At 73.0% G+C, this 14,384-nt stretch carries 17 protein-coding genes; 6 read left to right on the top strand and 11 right to left on the bottom strand.

Annotated features, from left to right (window positions below; translation table 11 throughout):
- Positions 1 to 122 precede the first annotated feature (122 nt).
- The 3 genes from ACWEV0_RS33800 to ACWEV0_RS33790 form a co-directional block, all read right to left on the bottom strand.
- Entirely contained in the window at positions 123 to 1,388 is a 1,266-nt protein-coding gene (locus ACWEV0_RS33800) for a DUF2637 domain-containing protein (protein ID WP_453153600.1), read from the bottom strand.
- A gap of 128 nt (positions 1,389 to 1,516) precedes the next feature.
- A complete protein-coding gene (locus ACWEV0_RS33795; RefSeq protein ID WP_453153599.1) occupies positions 1,517 to 2,257 on the bottom strand; it encodes a DUF3558 domain-containing protein in 741 nt (246 codons plus the stop codon).
- Between the two features lie 119 nt (positions 2,258 to 2,376).
- Positions 2,377 to 3,306, bottom strand: coding sequence for a DUF3558 domain-containing protein (locus ACWEV0_RS33790; protein WP_453153597.1), 930 nt, complete (start codon positions 3,304 to 3,306; stop codon positions 2,377 to 2,379).
- Positions 3,307 to 3,487: 181 nt separating this feature from the next.
- Here ACWEV0_RS33790 and ACWEV0_RS33785 point away from each other — a divergent pair, with 181 nt between their 5' ends.
- Positions 3,488 to 4,681 (top strand): RtcB family protein, encoded by a 1,194-nt coding sequence (locus ACWEV0_RS33785; RefSeq protein ID WP_453153595.1) that lies wholly within the window; start codon positions 3,488 to 3,490, stop codon positions 4,679 to 4,681.
- Between the two features lie 52 nt (positions 4,682 to 4,733).
- On the opposite strand, the gene ACWEV0_RS33780 is transcribed toward ACWEV0_RS33785, so the two are convergent.
- The 3 genes from ACWEV0_RS33780 to ACWEV0_RS33770 all read right to left on the bottom strand — a co-directional run bounded on the left by ACWEV0_RS33780 (position 4,734) and on the right by ACWEV0_RS33770 (position 6,633).
- Positions 4,734 to 5,405 carry a DUF2278 family protein gene (locus ACWEV0_RS33780; protein ID WP_453153594.1) on the bottom strand — a complete coding sequence of 224 codons (672 nt, stop codon included), beginning with the start codon at positions 5,403 to 5,405 and terminating at the stop codon, positions 4,734 to 4,736.
- Between the two features lie 65 nt (positions 5,406 to 5,470).
- The gene (locus ACWEV0_RS33775; protein ID WP_453153592.1) at positions 5,471 to 6,235 is read right to left on the bottom strand and encodes an SDR family NAD(P)-dependent oxidoreductase; all 765 of its coding nucleotides are present in this window, start codon (positions 6,233 to 6,235) and stop codon (positions 5,471 to 5,473) included.
- A gap of 62 nt (positions 6,236 to 6,297) precedes the next feature.
- Positions 6,298 to 6,633: a YnfA family protein gene (locus tag ACWEV0_RS33770; protein WP_453153591.1), complete on the bottom strand. Its 336-nt coding sequence runs from the start codon at positions 6,631 to 6,633 to the stop codon at positions 6,298 to 6,300.
- A 101-nt stretch (positions 6,634 to 6,734) separates the two neighbouring features.
- On the opposite strand from ACWEV0_RS33770, the gene ACWEV0_RS33765 reads away from it, so the two are divergent.
- The gene (locus ACWEV0_RS33765) at positions 6,735 to 7,205 is read left to right on the top strand and encodes a hypothetical protein (RefSeq protein ID WP_453153589.1); all 471 of its coding nucleotides are present in this window, start codon (positions 6,735 to 6,737) and stop codon (positions 7,203 to 7,205) included.
- Between the two features lie 51 nt (positions 7,206 to 7,256).
- Here the strand turns inward: ACWEV0_RS33765 and ACWEV0_RS33760 are convergent, their stop codons facing one another.
- Positions 7,257 to 8,699: an FAD-dependent oxidoreductase gene (locus tag ACWEV0_RS33760; protein WP_453153587.1), complete on the bottom strand. Its 1,443-nt coding sequence runs from the start codon at positions 8,697 to 8,699 to the stop codon at positions 7,257 to 7,259.
- 124 nt (positions 8,700 to 8,823) lie between these two features.
- On the opposite strand from ACWEV0_RS33760, the gene ACWEV0_RS33755 reads away from it, so the two are divergent.
- Together ACWEV0_RS33755 and ACWEV0_RS33750 are read left to right on the top strand one after the other, a co-directional pair.
- Entirely contained in the window at positions 8,824 to 9,384 is a 561-nt protein-coding gene (locus ACWEV0_RS33755) for a TetR/AcrR family transcriptional regulator (protein WP_453153585.1), read from the top strand.
- Positions 9,385 to 9,583: 199 nt separating this feature from the next.
- The gene (locus ACWEV0_RS33750) at positions 9,584 to 10,069 is read left to right on the top strand and encodes a MarR family winged helix-turn-helix transcriptional regulator (protein WP_453153584.1); all 486 of its coding nucleotides are present in this window, start codon (positions 9,584 to 9,586) and stop codon (positions 10,067 to 10,069) included.
- Between the two features lie 13 nt (positions 10,070 to 10,082).
- Here the strand turns inward: ACWEV0_RS33750 and ACWEV0_RS33745 are convergent, their stop codons facing one another.
- Positions 10,083 to 10,817 carry a Mut7-C RNAse domain-containing protein gene (locus ACWEV0_RS33745; RefSeq protein ID WP_453153583.1) on the bottom strand — a complete coding sequence of 245 codons (735 nt, stop codon included), beginning with the start codon at positions 10,815 to 10,817 and terminating at the stop codon, positions 10,083 to 10,085.
- Positions 10,818 to 11,009: 192 nt separating this feature from the next.
- On the opposite strand from ACWEV0_RS33745, the gene ACWEV0_RS33740 reads away from it, so the two are divergent.
- Complete coding sequence (locus tag ACWEV0_RS33740) at positions 11,010 to 11,453, top strand: N-acetyltransferase family protein (protein WP_453153582.1); 444 nt, start codon at positions 11,010 to 11,012, stop codon at positions 11,451 to 11,453.
- Here the strand turns inward: ACWEV0_RS33740 and ACWEV0_RS33735 are convergent.
- The 3 genes from ACWEV0_RS33735 to ACWEV0_RS33725 form a co-directional block, all read right to left on the bottom strand.
- A complete protein-coding gene (locus ACWEV0_RS33735; RefSeq protein ID WP_453153581.1) occupies positions 11,422 to 11,967 on the bottom strand; it encodes a GNAT family N-acetyltransferase in 546 nt (181 codons plus the stop codon). The two genes, ACWEV0_RS33740 and ACWEV0_RS33735, sit on opposite strands and share 32 nt — an antisense overlap.
- A gap of 14 nt (positions 11,968 to 11,981) precedes the next feature.
- Positions 11,982 to 12,764 (bottom strand): AraC family transcriptional regulator, encoded by a 783-nt coding sequence (locus ACWEV0_RS33730; RefSeq protein WP_453153601.1) that lies wholly within the window; start codon positions 12,762 to 12,764, stop codon positions 11,982 to 11,984.
- Between the two features lie 201 nt (positions 12,765 to 12,965).
- Positions 12,966 to 13,208: a hypothetical protein gene (locus ACWEV0_RS33725; RefSeq protein ID WP_453153579.1), complete on the bottom strand. Its 243-nt coding sequence runs from the start codon at positions 13,206 to 13,208 to the stop codon at positions 12,966 to 12,968.
- A gap of 175 nt (positions 13,209 to 13,383) precedes the next feature.
- Here ACWEV0_RS33725 and ACWEV0_RS33720 point away from each other — a divergent pair, with 175 nt between their 5' ends.
- A complete protein-coding gene (locus tag ACWEV0_RS33720) occupies positions 13,384 to 14,232 on the top strand; it encodes an ABC transporter substrate-binding protein (RefSeq protein ID WP_453153578.1) in 849 nt (282 codons plus the stop codon).
- The last annotated feature ends 152 nt before the right edge of the window (positions 14,233 to 14,384 follow it).

The following is a 14,384-nucleotide window of genomic DNA, read 5'->3' as shown; positions in this document are numbered from 1 at the left end:
AAGAAGCGCACGGTGGCGGCATTCCTCCAACCCTCGCCCACGGGCACGGAGGAGGGCGCGCCCAAGCCGCTGCGCGCGGTCGTCCCAGGCCTTCGTCGTACGGTCCGTACGGTCACGTCAGGTCAGGCGATGTGGTTGTCCGCCATCTCCTGGTCGAGGCGCTGACGCACGGCGGGCATGATCTGACGCAGCATCGCCACGCTGCGCGGGTGCCGGATCTCGTACCGCTCCGCGAGCAGTATGTCGACCTGCTCGATGGTGGGGTACTGCTGGTTCTCCTGCGTGAACTCCCACATGGCCTTGTAGACCGCTTCCTCGAACACCTCGACCGGCGGCTCGGGCTCCACGTACTCCACGTACTCCGGGTACTCCACGAACTCCTCAGGACCCGTCGTCGGGGGGATGTCCTCCGGGCCGAGCGGGACCGGCACCGGAGTCGGCTCCAGACCCTCCACGATGTTCGGGTTGTACGTGCCCTCGTACGCCTCGGCCGTCACCTGCGGGGCGTCGAACCACGGGCTCTCGTGGTTCACCGGCTGCGCCTGGACCTGTGCCTGGACCTGCGCCGGCACCTGCTGGACGGGCACCTGCTGGACGGGTGCCTGCTGGACGGCCTGCGGGTGCGGCTGCGCCTGCTCCAGCTGCGGAGCGACGGGCTGCGGAGCCACCTCCGCCACCGCGACCTGCGGCGCCGGCGGCAGCAGCACCGGCTCCACACCCGCCGCCGCCAGACCCGCGGGCGCCGTCTCCGCCAGCGGAACCCCGTACTTCGCCAGCCGCAGCGGCATCAGCGCCTCCACCGGCGCCTTACGCCGCCACAGGCGCCCGTAACGGGCCTGCAGCCGCGCCTGGTAGACCAGCCGCTCCTGCTCCAGCTTGATCACCTGCTCGTACGAACGCAGCTCCCACAGCTTCATCCGCCGCCACAACCGGAACGTCGGCACCGGCGACAGCAGCCAACGCGTCAGCCGCACGCCCTCCATGTGCTTGTCCGCCGTGATGTCCGCGATCCGGCCCACCGCGTGCCGCGCCGCCTCCACCGCGACCACGAACAGCACCGGGATCACCGCGTGCATGCCCACACCCAGCGGGTCCGGCCACGCCGCCGCGCCGTTGAACGCGATCGTCGCCGCCGTGAGCAGCCACGCCGTCTGACGCAGCAGCGGGAACGGGATACGGATCCACGTCAGCAACAGGTCCAGCGCGAGCAGCACACAGATGCCCGCGTCGATGCCGATCGGGAAGAAGTACGAGAAGGTGCCGAAGCCCTTGGCGACGGCGAGCGCGCGCACCGCCGCGTACGAGCCGGCGAAACCGATTCCGGCGATGACCACCGCACCGGCGATGACCATGCCGATGAGTATGCGGTGCGTGCGTGTCAGCTGCATCGCGGCCACCCGCGATCCCCTCCCGTCGAACGACATCTCGCGGGCACAGACTGGCACATGTGCGGGAAGCCCGGCCTCCGGGGGAGGCACGGGCTTCGCGCAAAGCGGGCTAAACCGCTACGTATCGACTACTTGTTGGCCGCGGCGACCGCCGCGACGGCCTCCTTCGCAGCCTTCACCGCGCTGTCCGAGATCCACTTCTCCGACGGCGTCTTCGCACCCGCGTAACCGGCACCGTTGTACGACAGCAGCACCACGACGTTGCCCGTGCGGGCCACGACCGACGCGTACTGGAAGTCCTCGTCCGTCTTGCGCAGCTCGTACGACACCACGTCCGCCTGATCGCCGACGCCCGACGTCTTCGTCGTCTTCAGGTTCTTCGCGCCCTCGGTGGCCTGGACCTTCGCCAGCTCCTTGGCGTAGTTCTCGGCGCCGCGCTCCTGACCGCTGCCGAGCGTCGCGTCCGACTCGTAGCGGTAGAAGGACACGTCGAGCCAGCGGTAGTTCGAGCCCTTGGTGCCCTTGTCCTCCAGGCCGTTCCAGGAGCAGCCACCACGGCTGGTGACATCACTGGAGGTCGCGGCCGTGCCCTTCTTGTTCTTCGCCTTCGGCACGAGCTCGTCGATCGTCTTCGACGACAGCGACTTGCAGATCTCCGGCAGCTTCGCGAACCTCGCCGGCTCGACCTTCTTCGTCGTCGGCGCCGCCGACGGCGTGGCAGCCGCCGAGGACGCGGCCTTGTCCGGCGTGCCGGAGCCCTTGTCCCCGGAGTCGGAGCCGGAGCCGGACGAGCAGCCGGCGGCGACGAGCATCACCGGGACGGCGGCGCAGGCGAGTATGCGGGAGAGTCGCGGGGCTGATCGGTGCATGGTTCCTTCAGTCGCTTGGGCAGTCGCTTGGGCGGCCGGCGGCCGGGCGGCCACGGTACGCCGACACGTTACGTGGTCCGGACGCGGTCCGGAGGCGGTCACGGAACGGATCCGGACCGCTACTCCTCCAGCCGGTCGGCCAGCAGACCGGCCAGATTCCGGGCCTTTTCCTGCAGTTCCGCGCGGTCGGGGGCAAGGGCGGAGGACGTCGTCTGCTCCTCGTAGGAGACGGTCACGATGACGTTCGATGTGCGGAACACCACGCTGACGAGCCGCTGCTGCCCGGACGGACCGGTGGTGACGAGCGTGTCGTCGAGGTACGCGGCGTCACCGAGACCGTCGAGGACACGAGGCTCCAGACCGGCCGTCGGGTCGGCGGACGGAGGCGTGGCGGGGGGCGTCGCCGCCGTGCCCGTGACCGCGGTCAGGGCGGGCGAGGGCGCGACCGGGCCCTGCGGCGCGTGGGCCGGCTCCTGGCCGGCCGGCGGGGCCGCGGCGCCGGGGGAGGACGCGGGACCGGTGGCCGCCGACGGCGGGGGCGTGGCCTTGGGCGTGGCCGACGCGGGGGGCGACGCCGGGGGCGTCGCGGTGGGCGCCGCCGGCGCGACGCCGGCGGCGGTCTGCTTGCTCGCGAACACCTGCTGCGCCCGGTCGTCGTCGCTGACCAGCGGGTCGTACGAGACCACCCGCTCGATGTCGAGCGTCAGCTGGTGCGTCGCGTCGGGCGTGGCCGCCTTCCAACTGCAGCCCACGCGCCGGTCGGTGTCGAACGTCGCCGCCGCGGTCCCGCGGTAGACGCGGTCGCGCTCGGCGTCGGGCAGCCCGGCGGCACCGGGCAGCAGGTCCTTCAGCGTGGCCCGGGGCACGGCTCCGCACGGCTCGAACAGCGTCCGGTAGCGCCCCGGCGGCGCGGCGGAGGCGGCGGCGGGGCCGGCCTTGGAGTCGACGGCGCCGACGTCGGCGGCCGTGCCGGAGGAGCAGCCCGCCAGGCCGGCTCCGAGACCGACGGCGAGAGCGACCGCGGAGAGCACGTACGCCTTACGCTGCACGATCCCAGGCTCCCTTCTCCGGACTCCCGGAGGAATCCCCCGAAAACTGTTTGCTGCCCCGCATGCCGCGGTGAACACAATGTGTATCGCACGCACGGCCGTTGATGCCGGTCCGCGGTCACCTGTACGGGCTTTGGCTCCGGTTTTTGCGTTTTCAGACTTTTCGGGGGAGTGGGGAAGTATGTCGTACGTCGAGGTACCGGGCGCGAAGGTGCCCATCCGGATGTGGACCGACCCGTCCTCCGTCGAGGACGGTGCGATGCGCCAGTTGCACAACGTGTCGACCCTGCCGTGGATCAAGGGCCTGGCCGTCATGCCCGACGTGCACTACGGCAAGGGCGCGACGGTCGGCTCGGTCATCGCGATGCACGGCGCGGTGTGCCCGGCGGCGGTCGGCGTCGACATCGGCTGCGGCATGTCGGCGGTCAAGACGTCACTGACGGCGAACGACCTGCCTGGCGACCTGTCGCGACTGCGCTCGAAGATCGAGCAGGCGATCCCGGTGGGGCGCGGGATGCACCGGGAGATGGTGGACCCGGGACGGCTGTACCAGTTCCCGACGGCGGGGTGGGGGGACTTCTGGTCGCGGTTCGACACGGTGGCCGATTCGGTCAAATTCCGTCGGGAACGGGCCGAAGTGCAGATGGGAACGCTCGGAAGCGGCAACCACTTCGTCGAATTCTGTCTCGATGAGACGGGTGCGGTCTGGCTGATGCTGCACTCCGGGTCCCGCAACATCGGCAAGGAGCTCGCCGAGTACCACATCGGCGAGGCACAGAAACTGCCCCACAACCAGGGGCTTGTCGACCGCGATCTCGCGGTGTTCGTGGCTGACACCCCGCAGATGGCGGCATACCGGAACGACCTGTTCTGGGCTCAGGAGTACGCGAAGTACAACCGCGCGATCATGATGGCGCTGTTCCAGGAGGTCGTCCGCCGGGAGTTCCGCAAGGCGAAGGTGACCTTCGATCCGGTGATCTCCTGCCACCACAACTACGTGGCGGAGGAGCGGTACGAGGGAATGGACCTCCTCGTCACCCGCAAGGGCGCGATCCGGGCCGGCTCCGGGGAGTTCGGCATCATCCCGGGCTCGATGGGCACCGGCTCGTACATCGTGAAGGGGCTCGGCAGCGCGGCCTCCTTCAACTCCGCCTCGCACGGCGCGGGTCGCCGGATGAGCCGGAGCGCGGCGAAGCGGCGCTTCTCGACCCGGGACCTGGAGGAGCAGACGCGGGGCGTGGAGTGCCGCAAGGACTCCGGCGTCGTGGATGAGATCCCGGGCGCCTACAAGCCGATCGAGCGGGTCATGGAGCAGCAGCGGGACCTGGTCGAGGTGGTCGCGAAGCTGAAGCAGGTCATCTGCGTGAAGGGCTGAGACCGTGTGAAGGCTGAGCGCCGCGGGTCCCGGCCCGCGGCGCTCGCGACGTTCAGGCGGTGGGGTGGCCGGCCGGGTCCGTGTGGTCGGACTGGCTGGAGAACCTGTTCAGGAAGACGTCCCAGCGGCCGTCGGGGCGTTGGGTGAGGATGGCGCCGTCCTGCCAGATGCCGTTTTCGGGCCACCACTGGGAGCCGGCGGGGTCGCCCTGGTTCTGGTGGATGTTGTGGAGGCCGGCTTCGCCTCCGGGGCCGTCGTCGAAGGGCTCGCCGAAGACGAGGATGCGCCGGCCCGGGGTGAGCATCGGTTCGAGCGCGGTGGCGGCGTCCAGGTTGGAGCCCTCCTGCCAGGGGCGGGAGCCGAACAGGTCGAGCAGTTCCTGCAGCCAGGAGGGCGGGCGGCGCTGGAAGAGGACTCCGGAGCGGTCCACCAGGGCCGGGTGGCGCAGGTAGTCCAGGGCGCCGGAGTCCGGGGTGGGCGCGAGGTCGTGCAGGCCCTGGGGGAGCGTCGTGGCCGGGCCGATGGCGGACGCGTCGAGGATGAAGGTCTTCCAGTGCACGCCGACATTGGACTGATGGCTGTCGACGTCGATCGCGCAGTGGTAGCGCCTGCCCGGCGCGTCCACCTCCGCGTGGACGTGGAACCAGCGGCCCTGGTTGTCCGGCCGGTCGCGGTAGTGGCGGTAGAGGGTTCCCGAGAGCACGCCGTAGTGATCGAAGGGCATGCCGTCAGTGAAGCACCGCGGGCCGTGACCGGCCCGGCGGCGCTCCGTGCCTGGCCTCGTCCGGGTCAGAGCTCGCGGTGGACCTTGGTGTTGGAGGCCTGGGCGCGGGGGCGGACGACCAGGAGGTCGATGTTGACGTGCGGGGGGCGGGTGCAGGCCCAGGTGATGGTGTCGGCGACGTCGTCGGCGGTGAGCGGCTCGGCCACGCCCGCGTAGACCTTGGCGGCCTTCTCGGTGTCGCCGCCGAAGCGGGTGGTGGCGAACTCCTCGGTCTTGACCATGCCGGGGGCGACCTCGATGACGCGGACCGGGGTGCCGACGATCTCCAGGCGGAGGGTCTCGGCGAGGACGCGGGCGCCGTTCTTGGCGGCGACGTAGCCGGCGCCGCCCTCGTAGGTGGCGTGGCCGGCGGTGGAGGAGAGGACGACGACCGTGCCGTCGCCGCTGGCGGTGAGGGCGGGCAGCAGGGCCTGGGTCATGTTGAGCGTGCCGATGACGTTGACCTCGTACATGCGGCGCCAGTCCTCGGGGTCGCCGGTGGCGACGGGGTCGGCGCCGAGGGCGCCGCCGGCGTTGTTGACGAGGACGGCGAGGGTGCGGAAGGCCGTGGCGAACTCGTCGACGGCGGCGCGGTCGGTGACGTCGAGGGCGTAGGCGGTGGCCTGGTGGCCGGCCTCGGTGATCTCGGCGGCGAGGGCCTCGATGCGGTCCTTGCGGCGGGCGGTGAGGACCACGCGGTAGCCGGCGGCGGCGAGCTGTCGGGCGGTGGCGGCGCCGATGCCGCTGCTGGCTCCGGTGACGACGGCGATGGGCTTGCCGGCGGCGGTCATGGGGTGCTCCTCGCGCGTGCGGTCGATTGTGTCGATGGCGTGGTCAGGATAGGACGGCGGGTTCAGCGGCCGCGCGGGGCGTACATGATGACGGCCATGCCGGCGAGGCAGATCAGCGCGCCGGTGACGTCCCAGCGGTCGGGGCGGTAGCCGTCGGCGACCATGCCCCAGGCGAGGGAGCCGGCGACGAAGACCCCGCCGTAGGCGGCGAGGACGCGGCCGAACTCGGCGTCGGGCTGGAGGGTGGCGACGAAGCCGTAGACGCCGAGGGCGAGGACGCCGGCGCCGATCCAGATCCAGCCGCGGTGTTCCCGGACGCCCTGCCAGACGAGCCAGGCGCCGCCGATCTCGAAGAGGGCGGCGACGAGGAAGAGCAGGGCGGAGCGGGCGATCAGCATGGGGGAAGGGTGCCACGGGTGTCCCGGGTGTCCTCGGGTGTCCGGGACACGCGGCTGATGGATAGTCAGAACATATGGGTATCAGTCGGTATCTTCGGGGCATGAGTGCGATGCGCAAGGCGCTGCTCGGCGCTGCCCTGGCCGCTGCCCTGGTGACCGGTACGGGTGCGGGTGCCCGGGCCGCCGGCCCTGAGGCGGATCTGTCCCACCACGGTCATCTCTCCCTCTGGGACGGGCGGCTCGGTGTCCGGCTGGTCAGTGAGAACCACGGTCCTTCGGACGTCTCCCAGGCGACCGTCCGGATCGCCTTCTCCGTGCCGATGGCGGGCGGTCAGGAGCTGCCGCCGGCCTGTCTGTGGAGCAGCGACCGGGTGGTGTCCTGCCGTACGGGCAGGCTGCGGGCGGCCGGTGCGGCCGGCCGGCTCGCTCTCGACCTGCGGACCGCGGGCCGGCCGGACGAGCTGACCGTGGACATCCGCACCGCGTGGCGCGACGGGGTCACCGACGCCAATCCGCACAACGACCGCCACCGCGTCCTGGTCCTCGCCACCGGCGACCCGTACGTCTTCTGACCGGGGTGAGTGCGGGGCCGGGGCGAGGGGCCGGGCCGGGCTCCGACGGTGCTACGCGGCCGTGTAGCCGTCGGGGCGGACCAGGACGGTGTCGCGGCGGGCCGGGTTCGCCCAGGTGGCCCGTATGACCCGGTCCGCCGTGACCGGTGCCGTACGGGGCAGGGCGGGGTCGGGGCCCTCGGGGGCGACCAGGACGAACTCGCCCTTGCGGAGGAGCTCGTAGAGCCTGCCCTCGCGCAGCTTCAGGTCCGGGACGCGGCGCGCGCCGGGGCCGTAGGAGATGTCGATGCCGCTGATCTGGCCCATGGCGCGGGCGGCGGCGGGCTTGACGGTGCCGAGGAGCCGGGCGGCGGCGGTGCGGGCGGCGCGCTGGAGCGGGGTGTGGGCCATGGCGAGCCGGACGATGGCGCCGCTGCTGCGCAGCACGCGGGAGCCGACCGGGTGGCGCTCGGCCTGGTAGCTGTCGAGCAGGGCTTCGGGGTCGGACGCCTCGCCGCGGAGGACCGCGGCGAGCTTCCAGGAGAGGTTGGCGGCGTCCTGGAGGCCGGTGTTCATGCCCTGGCCGCCGGCGGGCGAGTGGACGTGGGCGGCGTCGCCGGCGAGGAAGACCCGGCCGGAGCGGTAGGCGGGGGCCTGCCGCTCGTCGCTGTGGAAGCGGGAGACCCAGCGGGCGTCGTGCATGCCGTAGTCGGTGCCGAGGGCGCCGCGGGCGATCGTCCGGAGTTCTTCGAGGTCGACCGGCGCGTCGTCGGGGACCTGGCGGGTGCGGTCCCAGCCCATCACCCGGTACCAGCCGTCGCCGAAGGGGGCGATGAAGGCGAAGGAGTCGCCGCCCGCCGCGACGGTCAGCAGGTTCTCGGGCTTCTCGGTGAGGCGGACGTCCGCGAGGACGATGGAGCGGATCACGGAGACGCCCGGGAAGGGCAGGCCGAGCGCGCCGCGCACGGCGCTGCGCACGCCGTCGGTGCCGACGAGGTAGCGGGCGCGGATGGTGACCGGCTGGGAGCGCTCGGCGTCGGAGGATGCGGGGCCGGCGAGTTCGGCGGTGACCGAGTCGGCGTCCTGGCGCAGGCCGCGCAGCTCCGTCCCGTACCGGAACTCCACACCTGTGGACAGCGCCCGGCGTTCGAGGAGGCGCTCGACCTCGTACTGCGGGGTGATGAGCAGGTAGGGAAAACGGGTGCGCAGGGCCGAGAGGTCGAGGGAGGCGCGGCCGAAGAGGCGAAGCCGGGTGAGGCGGGTGCCGGTGGGGACCAGTTCGTCGGCGAGGCCGCGGGCGTCGAGCTGCTCCAGGGTGCGGGCGTGCACGGCGAAGGCGCGGGTCAGATTGCTTATGCCGGCGGCGCGGCGCTCGACGAGCGTGACCCGCAGGCCGGCGGCGGCGAGGTCGCCGGCGAGCAGGAGGCCGGTCGGGCCGGCGCCGACGACGAGGACGTCGGTGTCGACGTCGGTGCCGTGCGCGGCGGTAGGAGAGGTGGTGCCCGTGGTGCTCATCGCTGCCTCCAAGGGATGCCTGCGTGCCTACGCTCGTTGGCCAACGGGTGTTGGTCAACGCTTGTTGGCAAATGTAGGCCTGGTGCGCTGGCGTGTCAACACCTGTTGGCCTACAGTTGTTGACATGACGACCGCACGCCGCTCCGATGTCACCCGCCACGCGATCCTCGAAGCCGCCCGCGAGCGCTTCGCCGCCGACGGGTACGAGCGCGCGACCATCCGGGCCATCGCCCGCGACGCCGGGATCGACCCGTCGATGGTCATGCGCTACTACGGCAACAAGGAGGGGCTCTTCGCCGCGGCCACCGCGATCGAGCTGGAGATACCCGAGCTCGGCGCGCTGCCGGCCCGGCATGTCGGCACCACCCTCGTCGAGCACTTCCTCGAGCGCTGGGAGCGTGACGACGTGCTGACGGGCATGCTGCGGGTCGGCGTCACCAACGCCGCCGGGGCCGAACGAGTGCAGGCGATCTTCGCCCGGCAGCTGGGCCCCGTCACCCGGGGCGTCTGCCCCGTCCCGGCCGAGGCGCCGCGCCGGGCCGCGCTCGCCGCCTCGCAGATCATCGGCATGGCGCTCGCCCGCTACGTACTGCGGCTGCCGCCCGCCGTGGAGATGTCCCGCGAAGAGGTGGTGGCCTGGCTGGGGCCCACGGTGCAGCGGTATCTGACGGCGGAGACGCCGTAGGGCGCCGCCGGGGCGCCGGGGCGCCGGGGCGCCGGGGCGCCGGGGCGGCGGCACGGCGGCGGCGCGGGCCGGCCGCTCGGTGTGGGCTGCCGCCCGGTCCGACCGCCGCTGCGACCACCCGGGGTGGGCCGGCGGGCGGGACGGAGGTGTGGCTGGGCGACGCCGCCGTCCCGCGGTCGCTGCTTCGTACACTTTCTGCATGCCGCAGCAGAAATCCGCCCGCCGGGACGCGCTGATGGCCGAGCTGCACAGCGAGGCCCGCCGTTACATGGCCGCCTACGCCCTGTTCAACCAGGCCGTCGCCGACCATCTGCACCTGCACCCGACCGACGTGCAGTGCCTCAACCTGCTCAGCCTGGAGCCGGAGCCCGTCACCATCGGGCGGGTCGCCGAACTCACCGGGCTGACCACCGGTTCCGCCACCCGGCTCGTCGACCGCCTCGAACGGGCCGGTTACGTCCGGCGCGAGCGGGACGCCGAGGACCGGCGCCGGGTCATGGTGGCCGCCGTGCCCGAGCGGATGGCCGAGCTCGGCGCGTTCTGGCGGCGCCTCAACAGCACCTGGGGCAACCTCTACGACGCCTACGGCGACGCCGAACTCGCCCTGCTGACCACCCACATGCGGCGCACGGTCGAACTGAGCGCCACCCAGATCGAGCGGCTGAGGTCCGGGGAGTTCGACTAGCGCGCGGCCCGCCTCACGCGGTCGCGCCGCCGAACTCGCGGACGGCGTCCGTGACGATGGCCTCCAGGCGGGCGTGGTGGGCGCCCCGCCAGTAGACACGGCCGCACTCCGTGCACCGCGCGAAGACGTCGTACGACTTCTGCGTGCCCGTCTCCAGCTGGTCGCGCACCGCGTCCTTGTCGGCGTCGGTCAGCGGCCCGTTGCACGCCGTGCAGCGGGTCCAGGGCGCGAGCGGCGGCGCGAAGCGTTCCAGGACGTCGCGCAGCTGCTCGTCCGGCCGGTCGCTGTAGATGTACGCGCCCGCCCACAGCTCGCGTCGGCGCAACAGCCCCCGGTCCCGCGACAGCATCACGCGCCGCTCCTGCGCGGAGCGCGCGGCGAGCGCCGGGTCGCCGATGTCCTCGCTCTCGTACGCGGCGTCGACGCCGAGCAGCCGGAGCCGGCGCGCGAGAGTGCCCAGGTGCACGTCGAGCAGGAACCGCAGCGGCGCGCCGGGCACCGGCTGGGGGCGCTCGACGCCCTCCACGTCGACCGTCTCGCCGGCCGCCGGCACGTGCGACGGGTCCACGGGCCGCCCGTCCACGAGCAGTCGCCCGGCCTCCGTGAGCGGCACGCCCAGCGACTCCACCACATGTCCGAGCGACGAGGCGCCGTCGGTGGCCACGGCGGTGTGCCCCGAGCGCCGTTCCGCCGCGACGAAGAGCCGCAGGCCGGGGGCGAAGCTGATCTGGATCTCCGGTCCGTTCACGGGGACAGGATGTCACCGCGTGCGGAGGCGCGGCCAGGGATTTCGGGGTGGGGTGGGGCGCCCAGCGCCCTCCGGGTCGCCCGCCGCCGCCAGGTAGGCCCCCGCAGCCCCAGACCGGTAGCCCCCGCGCCTCCCGCCCGGACCTTCCGCCGAGACCTCCGCCCGTGAGCCGTCCCGCGATACCGTCCACGTATGAAGATCATCGACCTCGAGCCCGGCGATCCCCGTCTGGAGACCGGGCTTCTGCCGGTGCTGCGTGAGCTGCGTCCGCATCTCACGTCCGAGCTGTTCCGGGACGTGTACGCCGAGGGGTACGGCCAGGGGCTGCGCTTCACCGCCGGGTACGCGGACGACGGACAGTGCGTGGGTGTGGCCGGGTGGCGGATCGTCGTCAACACCAGTTCGCTGAGGTCGCTGTACGTGGACGATCTGGTGACGCGGGAGACCGCACGCTCCACCGGAGTGGGGCGTGCGCTGATCGCCCACCTTGAGGGGCGCGCCCGTGCGGCCGGGTGTCACGAGCTCAACCTGGACTCCGGGACGCACCGGACCGGAGCGCACCGCTTCTATCTGCGCGAGCGCTTCGACATCGTGGCCTTCAACTTCAGCCGCGAACTCCGTCCTCCGGCGCCGTAGCGAGGTCGAAGCGCCAGTTGTTGCAGCGCATCGGGCGGCCCGGCGGGTACTCCAGGTCCTCCTCGCCGAGGAGGGTGAAGCCCGCCTTGCGGCACACCGCGTTCGACGGCCCGTTCTCCGTCGCGGGGATGGCGTGCAGATGGCGGAACCGGCCCTCGGCGCGGGCCCGTTCCACCACCGCGCGGGTGGCGGCCGTGGCCACGCCCCGGCCCTGGAAGCCGGGCAGGACCGTCCAGCCCGTCTCGTAGACGGGCTCGCCGTCCATCTCGGACTCCCAGAAGCCGATGGCGCCGGCCGCTATGCCCTCCGGCAGCACGACGATCCGGAACATGCAGCCGGGCCGCTCGGCGTCGGCGGCCACCTTCTCGTACCGCTGCTGGCGGGCGACGAGCTGTTCGTCGGTCTCGGGGCCGCCCAGATGGGTCATCAGCTCCGGCGCGTTCATGGCCCGGAGGAGCTCGAAGTCGCCCTCGGACCAGGGTTCGAGGCGTACGGAGGTGCGTGTGGTCTCCATGGCCGCACCCTAGGTCACGGGTCTGACAACGCCCGCGCGTACGCGGTCGGCGGCACCCCGACCGTCGCCGTGAAGTCCCGTACGAGGTGGGCCTGGTCGCTGTATCCCAGTTCGGCGGCGAGTCGGGACCAGTCCGGCGGAGTGGCCGGCGAGGCGGACGAGTCGGCGCGTTCCAGGGCCTCGTGGATGCGGTAGCGGAGGATGACCCACTTGGGGCCGACGCCCACGTGGGAGGCGAACAGGCGCTGGAGCGAGCGCGCGGACAGACCGGCGGTGCGGGCGAGGGCGGAGACGCGGCGGACCGTGCGGTCCGTGCGGATCAGGTCGACCAGGGCCATCGCCTGCTCGGCGGCCGGGTCGGGGGCGGGGCCGTGGGCCAGCAGGAACGCGTCGAGCGCCGCCACGCGCGCGCGGTCGTCGGCGGGCGCGAGCACGCGCGCCGGATCCGGCCCCACGTCGGGGTCCGGGAACGCCTCGGCGAGCGGCGCGATCCGGCCCGTCCAGTGCGAGACCGGCAGCGCGGGCGCGAAGGGGCGGAAGCCGCCCGGGCGGAACTGCACGCCGCAGACCCGGCCCGTGCCGGCCAGCTTCTTCGTGAAGAGTTCGAGGCCGATGCCCGAGACGACCGCCGAGTCCCCTGTCTCGGAAGAGCGCTCGAAGACGACGTTCACCGACGGGTGCGGGACGAGATGGGACGCGTAGGGCTCGGTCAGATCCCAGTCGATCAGCCAGTAGTGCTCCAGATACGGGCGGAGCCCCGGCGCCGGGAGGTGGCGGCGGAAGCGGACGCGGGCCATCAGCTCGGCGGCGTCCACGATGCCCCGGGTGTCGCGGCGCGGGCCGGGACCGGTTTCCGGGCCGGTTTCCGCGCCGGTTTTCGAGCCGATTTCCGCGCCGGGGCCCGCGGCGGTTCTTGAGGCGGTTCCCGGGGCGGCTTCTTCGGCGGTCATGTGCCGCATGGTCGCTGCTCCGGCGGGCCTCTTCAAGCCGTCGAGCCGTCAGCGCAGGCGGTTCGTCGAGCCCGGCGACAGGCGCGAGACGACCTGGCCGAAGGCCCGCTCCTCGGCCGGGGTGAGGGCGACCGACTCCTGCGGGTGCCAGACGCGCTCCAGCGGGGCGCCGGCCCTCTTACGACGGGTGCGGGCACGCAGGCCCAGGGCCACCCACACGGTGACGGAGACGGCCAGCAGGCCGAAGAGGGTGAGCACACGAGGGTCCGAGAACTGGCCGGGCAAGGTCATGGCTGACTCCGGGGGCGCGAGACGATTCCTACTGCTTCCTCCCGACTCGTTCAGTTAACACCACCCTGGGGGTCTTTCGGCAGGGGGCCGGGCCTCCCGAGGCCCTCTTGTGCGGGCCCCGGAACCGTCCCAAGGTGTCGGAGACGGAGATTTCCGGCCGGGGAGGAGCAGCCGCATGGACGTGGGCGCGTGGGGATTCACGGACGACCGGGGTACGGCCCTGACGGCGGGGCGCCGGCCGGAGCGGGTGGTGGCGTACGTACGGGCCGGGGCGGCCCTGCTCGACCTCGGCGTGCGGCCCGTCGCCGTATACGGCTCCGGACACGACGGCGAGCTCCTCGACCCGGTCAAGGCGGGCGGGCTCGCGGCGGCGGAGGTGCCGTACCTGGGGCCGGGCCGGGCCCTGGACGAGTCGGGGGCGGCGCGGATCCGGGAGCTGGGCGGCGCGGACCTGGTCGTGGACGTGACGTACGACGGAAAGAGCCCGTACGCGCTCGACGAGGCGTTCGCGGAGCGGCTCGGCGCGCCGCTGGTCGCGCTGTCCGTGGGCGGTGAGCTGTCGCTGCCGGCGATCGTGGCGCGCTTCGGAGAGCTGGCGGGGGCGCTGGGGGCGGGGCCGTCGGGCGGGGCGGGGGTGCGGATGGCCGACGCGGAGGCGGCGGTACGGGCTGTCGCCGGGCGCGGCGCGGTGAACGTGCTCGCGCTGTCGGGCGCGGGCCCCGAGCAGGTGCATCTGGCGCGGCCGCACGCCTGGCCGGAGCTGGCGCGGCTCGCCGAGCTCGGAGTGCGGTTCGTGGACCCGGGGCCCGGGCCGGGGGCGAACTGGCTGACCACGGACTGGGAGTACGCGGTCGGGCTCGGTGCCGATCTGGTGCTCTTCGACAGCCGGGTCAACGCGGTGCCGCCGCACCGGGTGCCGGCGGGGGCGCGGCTGGCGCCGTGGAATCCGGAGACGCCGCCTAGTGGGGTGGCGGTCGCGCGGTTCTTCGAGGACGTGGCGGGGGCGCTGGACGCCGGGTTATAGGACGCGTGGGCGTACGGCGCACGGGTGCCCCCGGCCCCCGGCCCGGCCCCGGCTCGGGCGCCCCGTGCGTAGAGGCGCCGTCCGTCGTGGGCGGCGTAGGCCCAGGAGCGGAACGCGCCCGCAAGGGCGCCGTCCCGTGTGCCCACCCGTCC

The organism is Streptomyces sp. NPDC003943 (assembly GCF_053605265.1).
This window is presented reverse-complemented; position numbering and strand designations above follow the sequence as displayed.

Coding starts and splice junctions, on each gene's coding strand:
- ACWEV0_RS33785 (WP_453153595.1), top strand. CDS start 3,488: ATGTCGTACGTCGAGGTACCGGGCGCGAAGGTGCCCATCCGGATGTGG.
- ACWEV0_RS33795 (WP_453153599.1), bottom strand. CDS start 2,257: ATGCACCGATCAGCCCCGCGACTCTCCCGCATACTCGCCTGCGCCGCC.
- ACWEV0_RS33730 (WP_453153601.1), bottom strand. CDS start 12,764: ATGGCCCGCGTCCGCTTCCGCCGCCACCTCCCGGCGCCGGGGCTCCGC.
- ACWEV0_RS33735 (WP_453153581.1), bottom strand. CDS start 11,967: ATGGAGACCACACGCACCTCCGTACGCCTCGAACCCTGGTCCGAGGGC.
- ACWEV0_RS33725 (WP_453153579.1), bottom strand. CDS start 13,208: ATGACCTTGCCCGGCCAGTTCTCGGACCCTCGTGTGCTCACCCTCTTC.
- ACWEV0_RS33780 (WP_453153594.1), bottom strand. CDS start 5,405: ATGCCCTTCGATCACTACGGCGTGCTCTCGGGAACCCTCTACCGCCAC.
- ACWEV0_RS33765 (WP_453153589.1), top strand. CDS start 6,735: ATGAGTGCGATGCGCAAGGCGCTGCTCGGCGCTGCCCTGGCCGCTGCC.
- ACWEV0_RS33800 (WP_453153600.1), bottom strand. CDS start 1,388: ATGCAGCTGACACGCACGCACCGCATACTCATCGGCATGGTCATCGCC.
- ACWEV0_RS33770 (WP_453153591.1), bottom strand. CDS start 6,633: ATGCTGATCGCCCGCTCCGCCCTGCTCTTCCTCGTCGCCGCCCTCTTC.
- ACWEV0_RS33755 (WP_453153585.1), top strand. CDS start 8,824: ATGACGACCGCACGCCGCTCCGATGTCACCCGCCACGCGATCCTCGAA.
- ACWEV0_RS33750 (WP_453153584.1), top strand. CDS start 9,584: ATGCCGCAGCAGAAATCCGCCCGCCGGGACGCGCTGATGGCCGAGCTG.
- ACWEV0_RS33760 (WP_453153587.1), bottom strand. CDS start 8,699: ATGAGCACCACGGGCACCACCTCTCCTACCGCCGCGCACGGCACCGAC.
- ACWEV0_RS33775 (WP_453153592.1), bottom strand. CDS start 6,235: ATGACCGCCGCCGGCAAGCCCATCGCCGTCGTCACCGGAGCCAGCAGC.
- ACWEV0_RS33720 (WP_453153578.1), top strand. CDS start 13,384: ATGGACGTGGGCGCGTGGGGATTCACGGACGACCGGGGTACGGCCCTG.
- ACWEV0_RS33740 (WP_453153582.1), top strand. CDS start 11,010: ATGAAGATCATCGACCTCGAGCCCGGCGATCCCCGTCTGGAGACCGGG.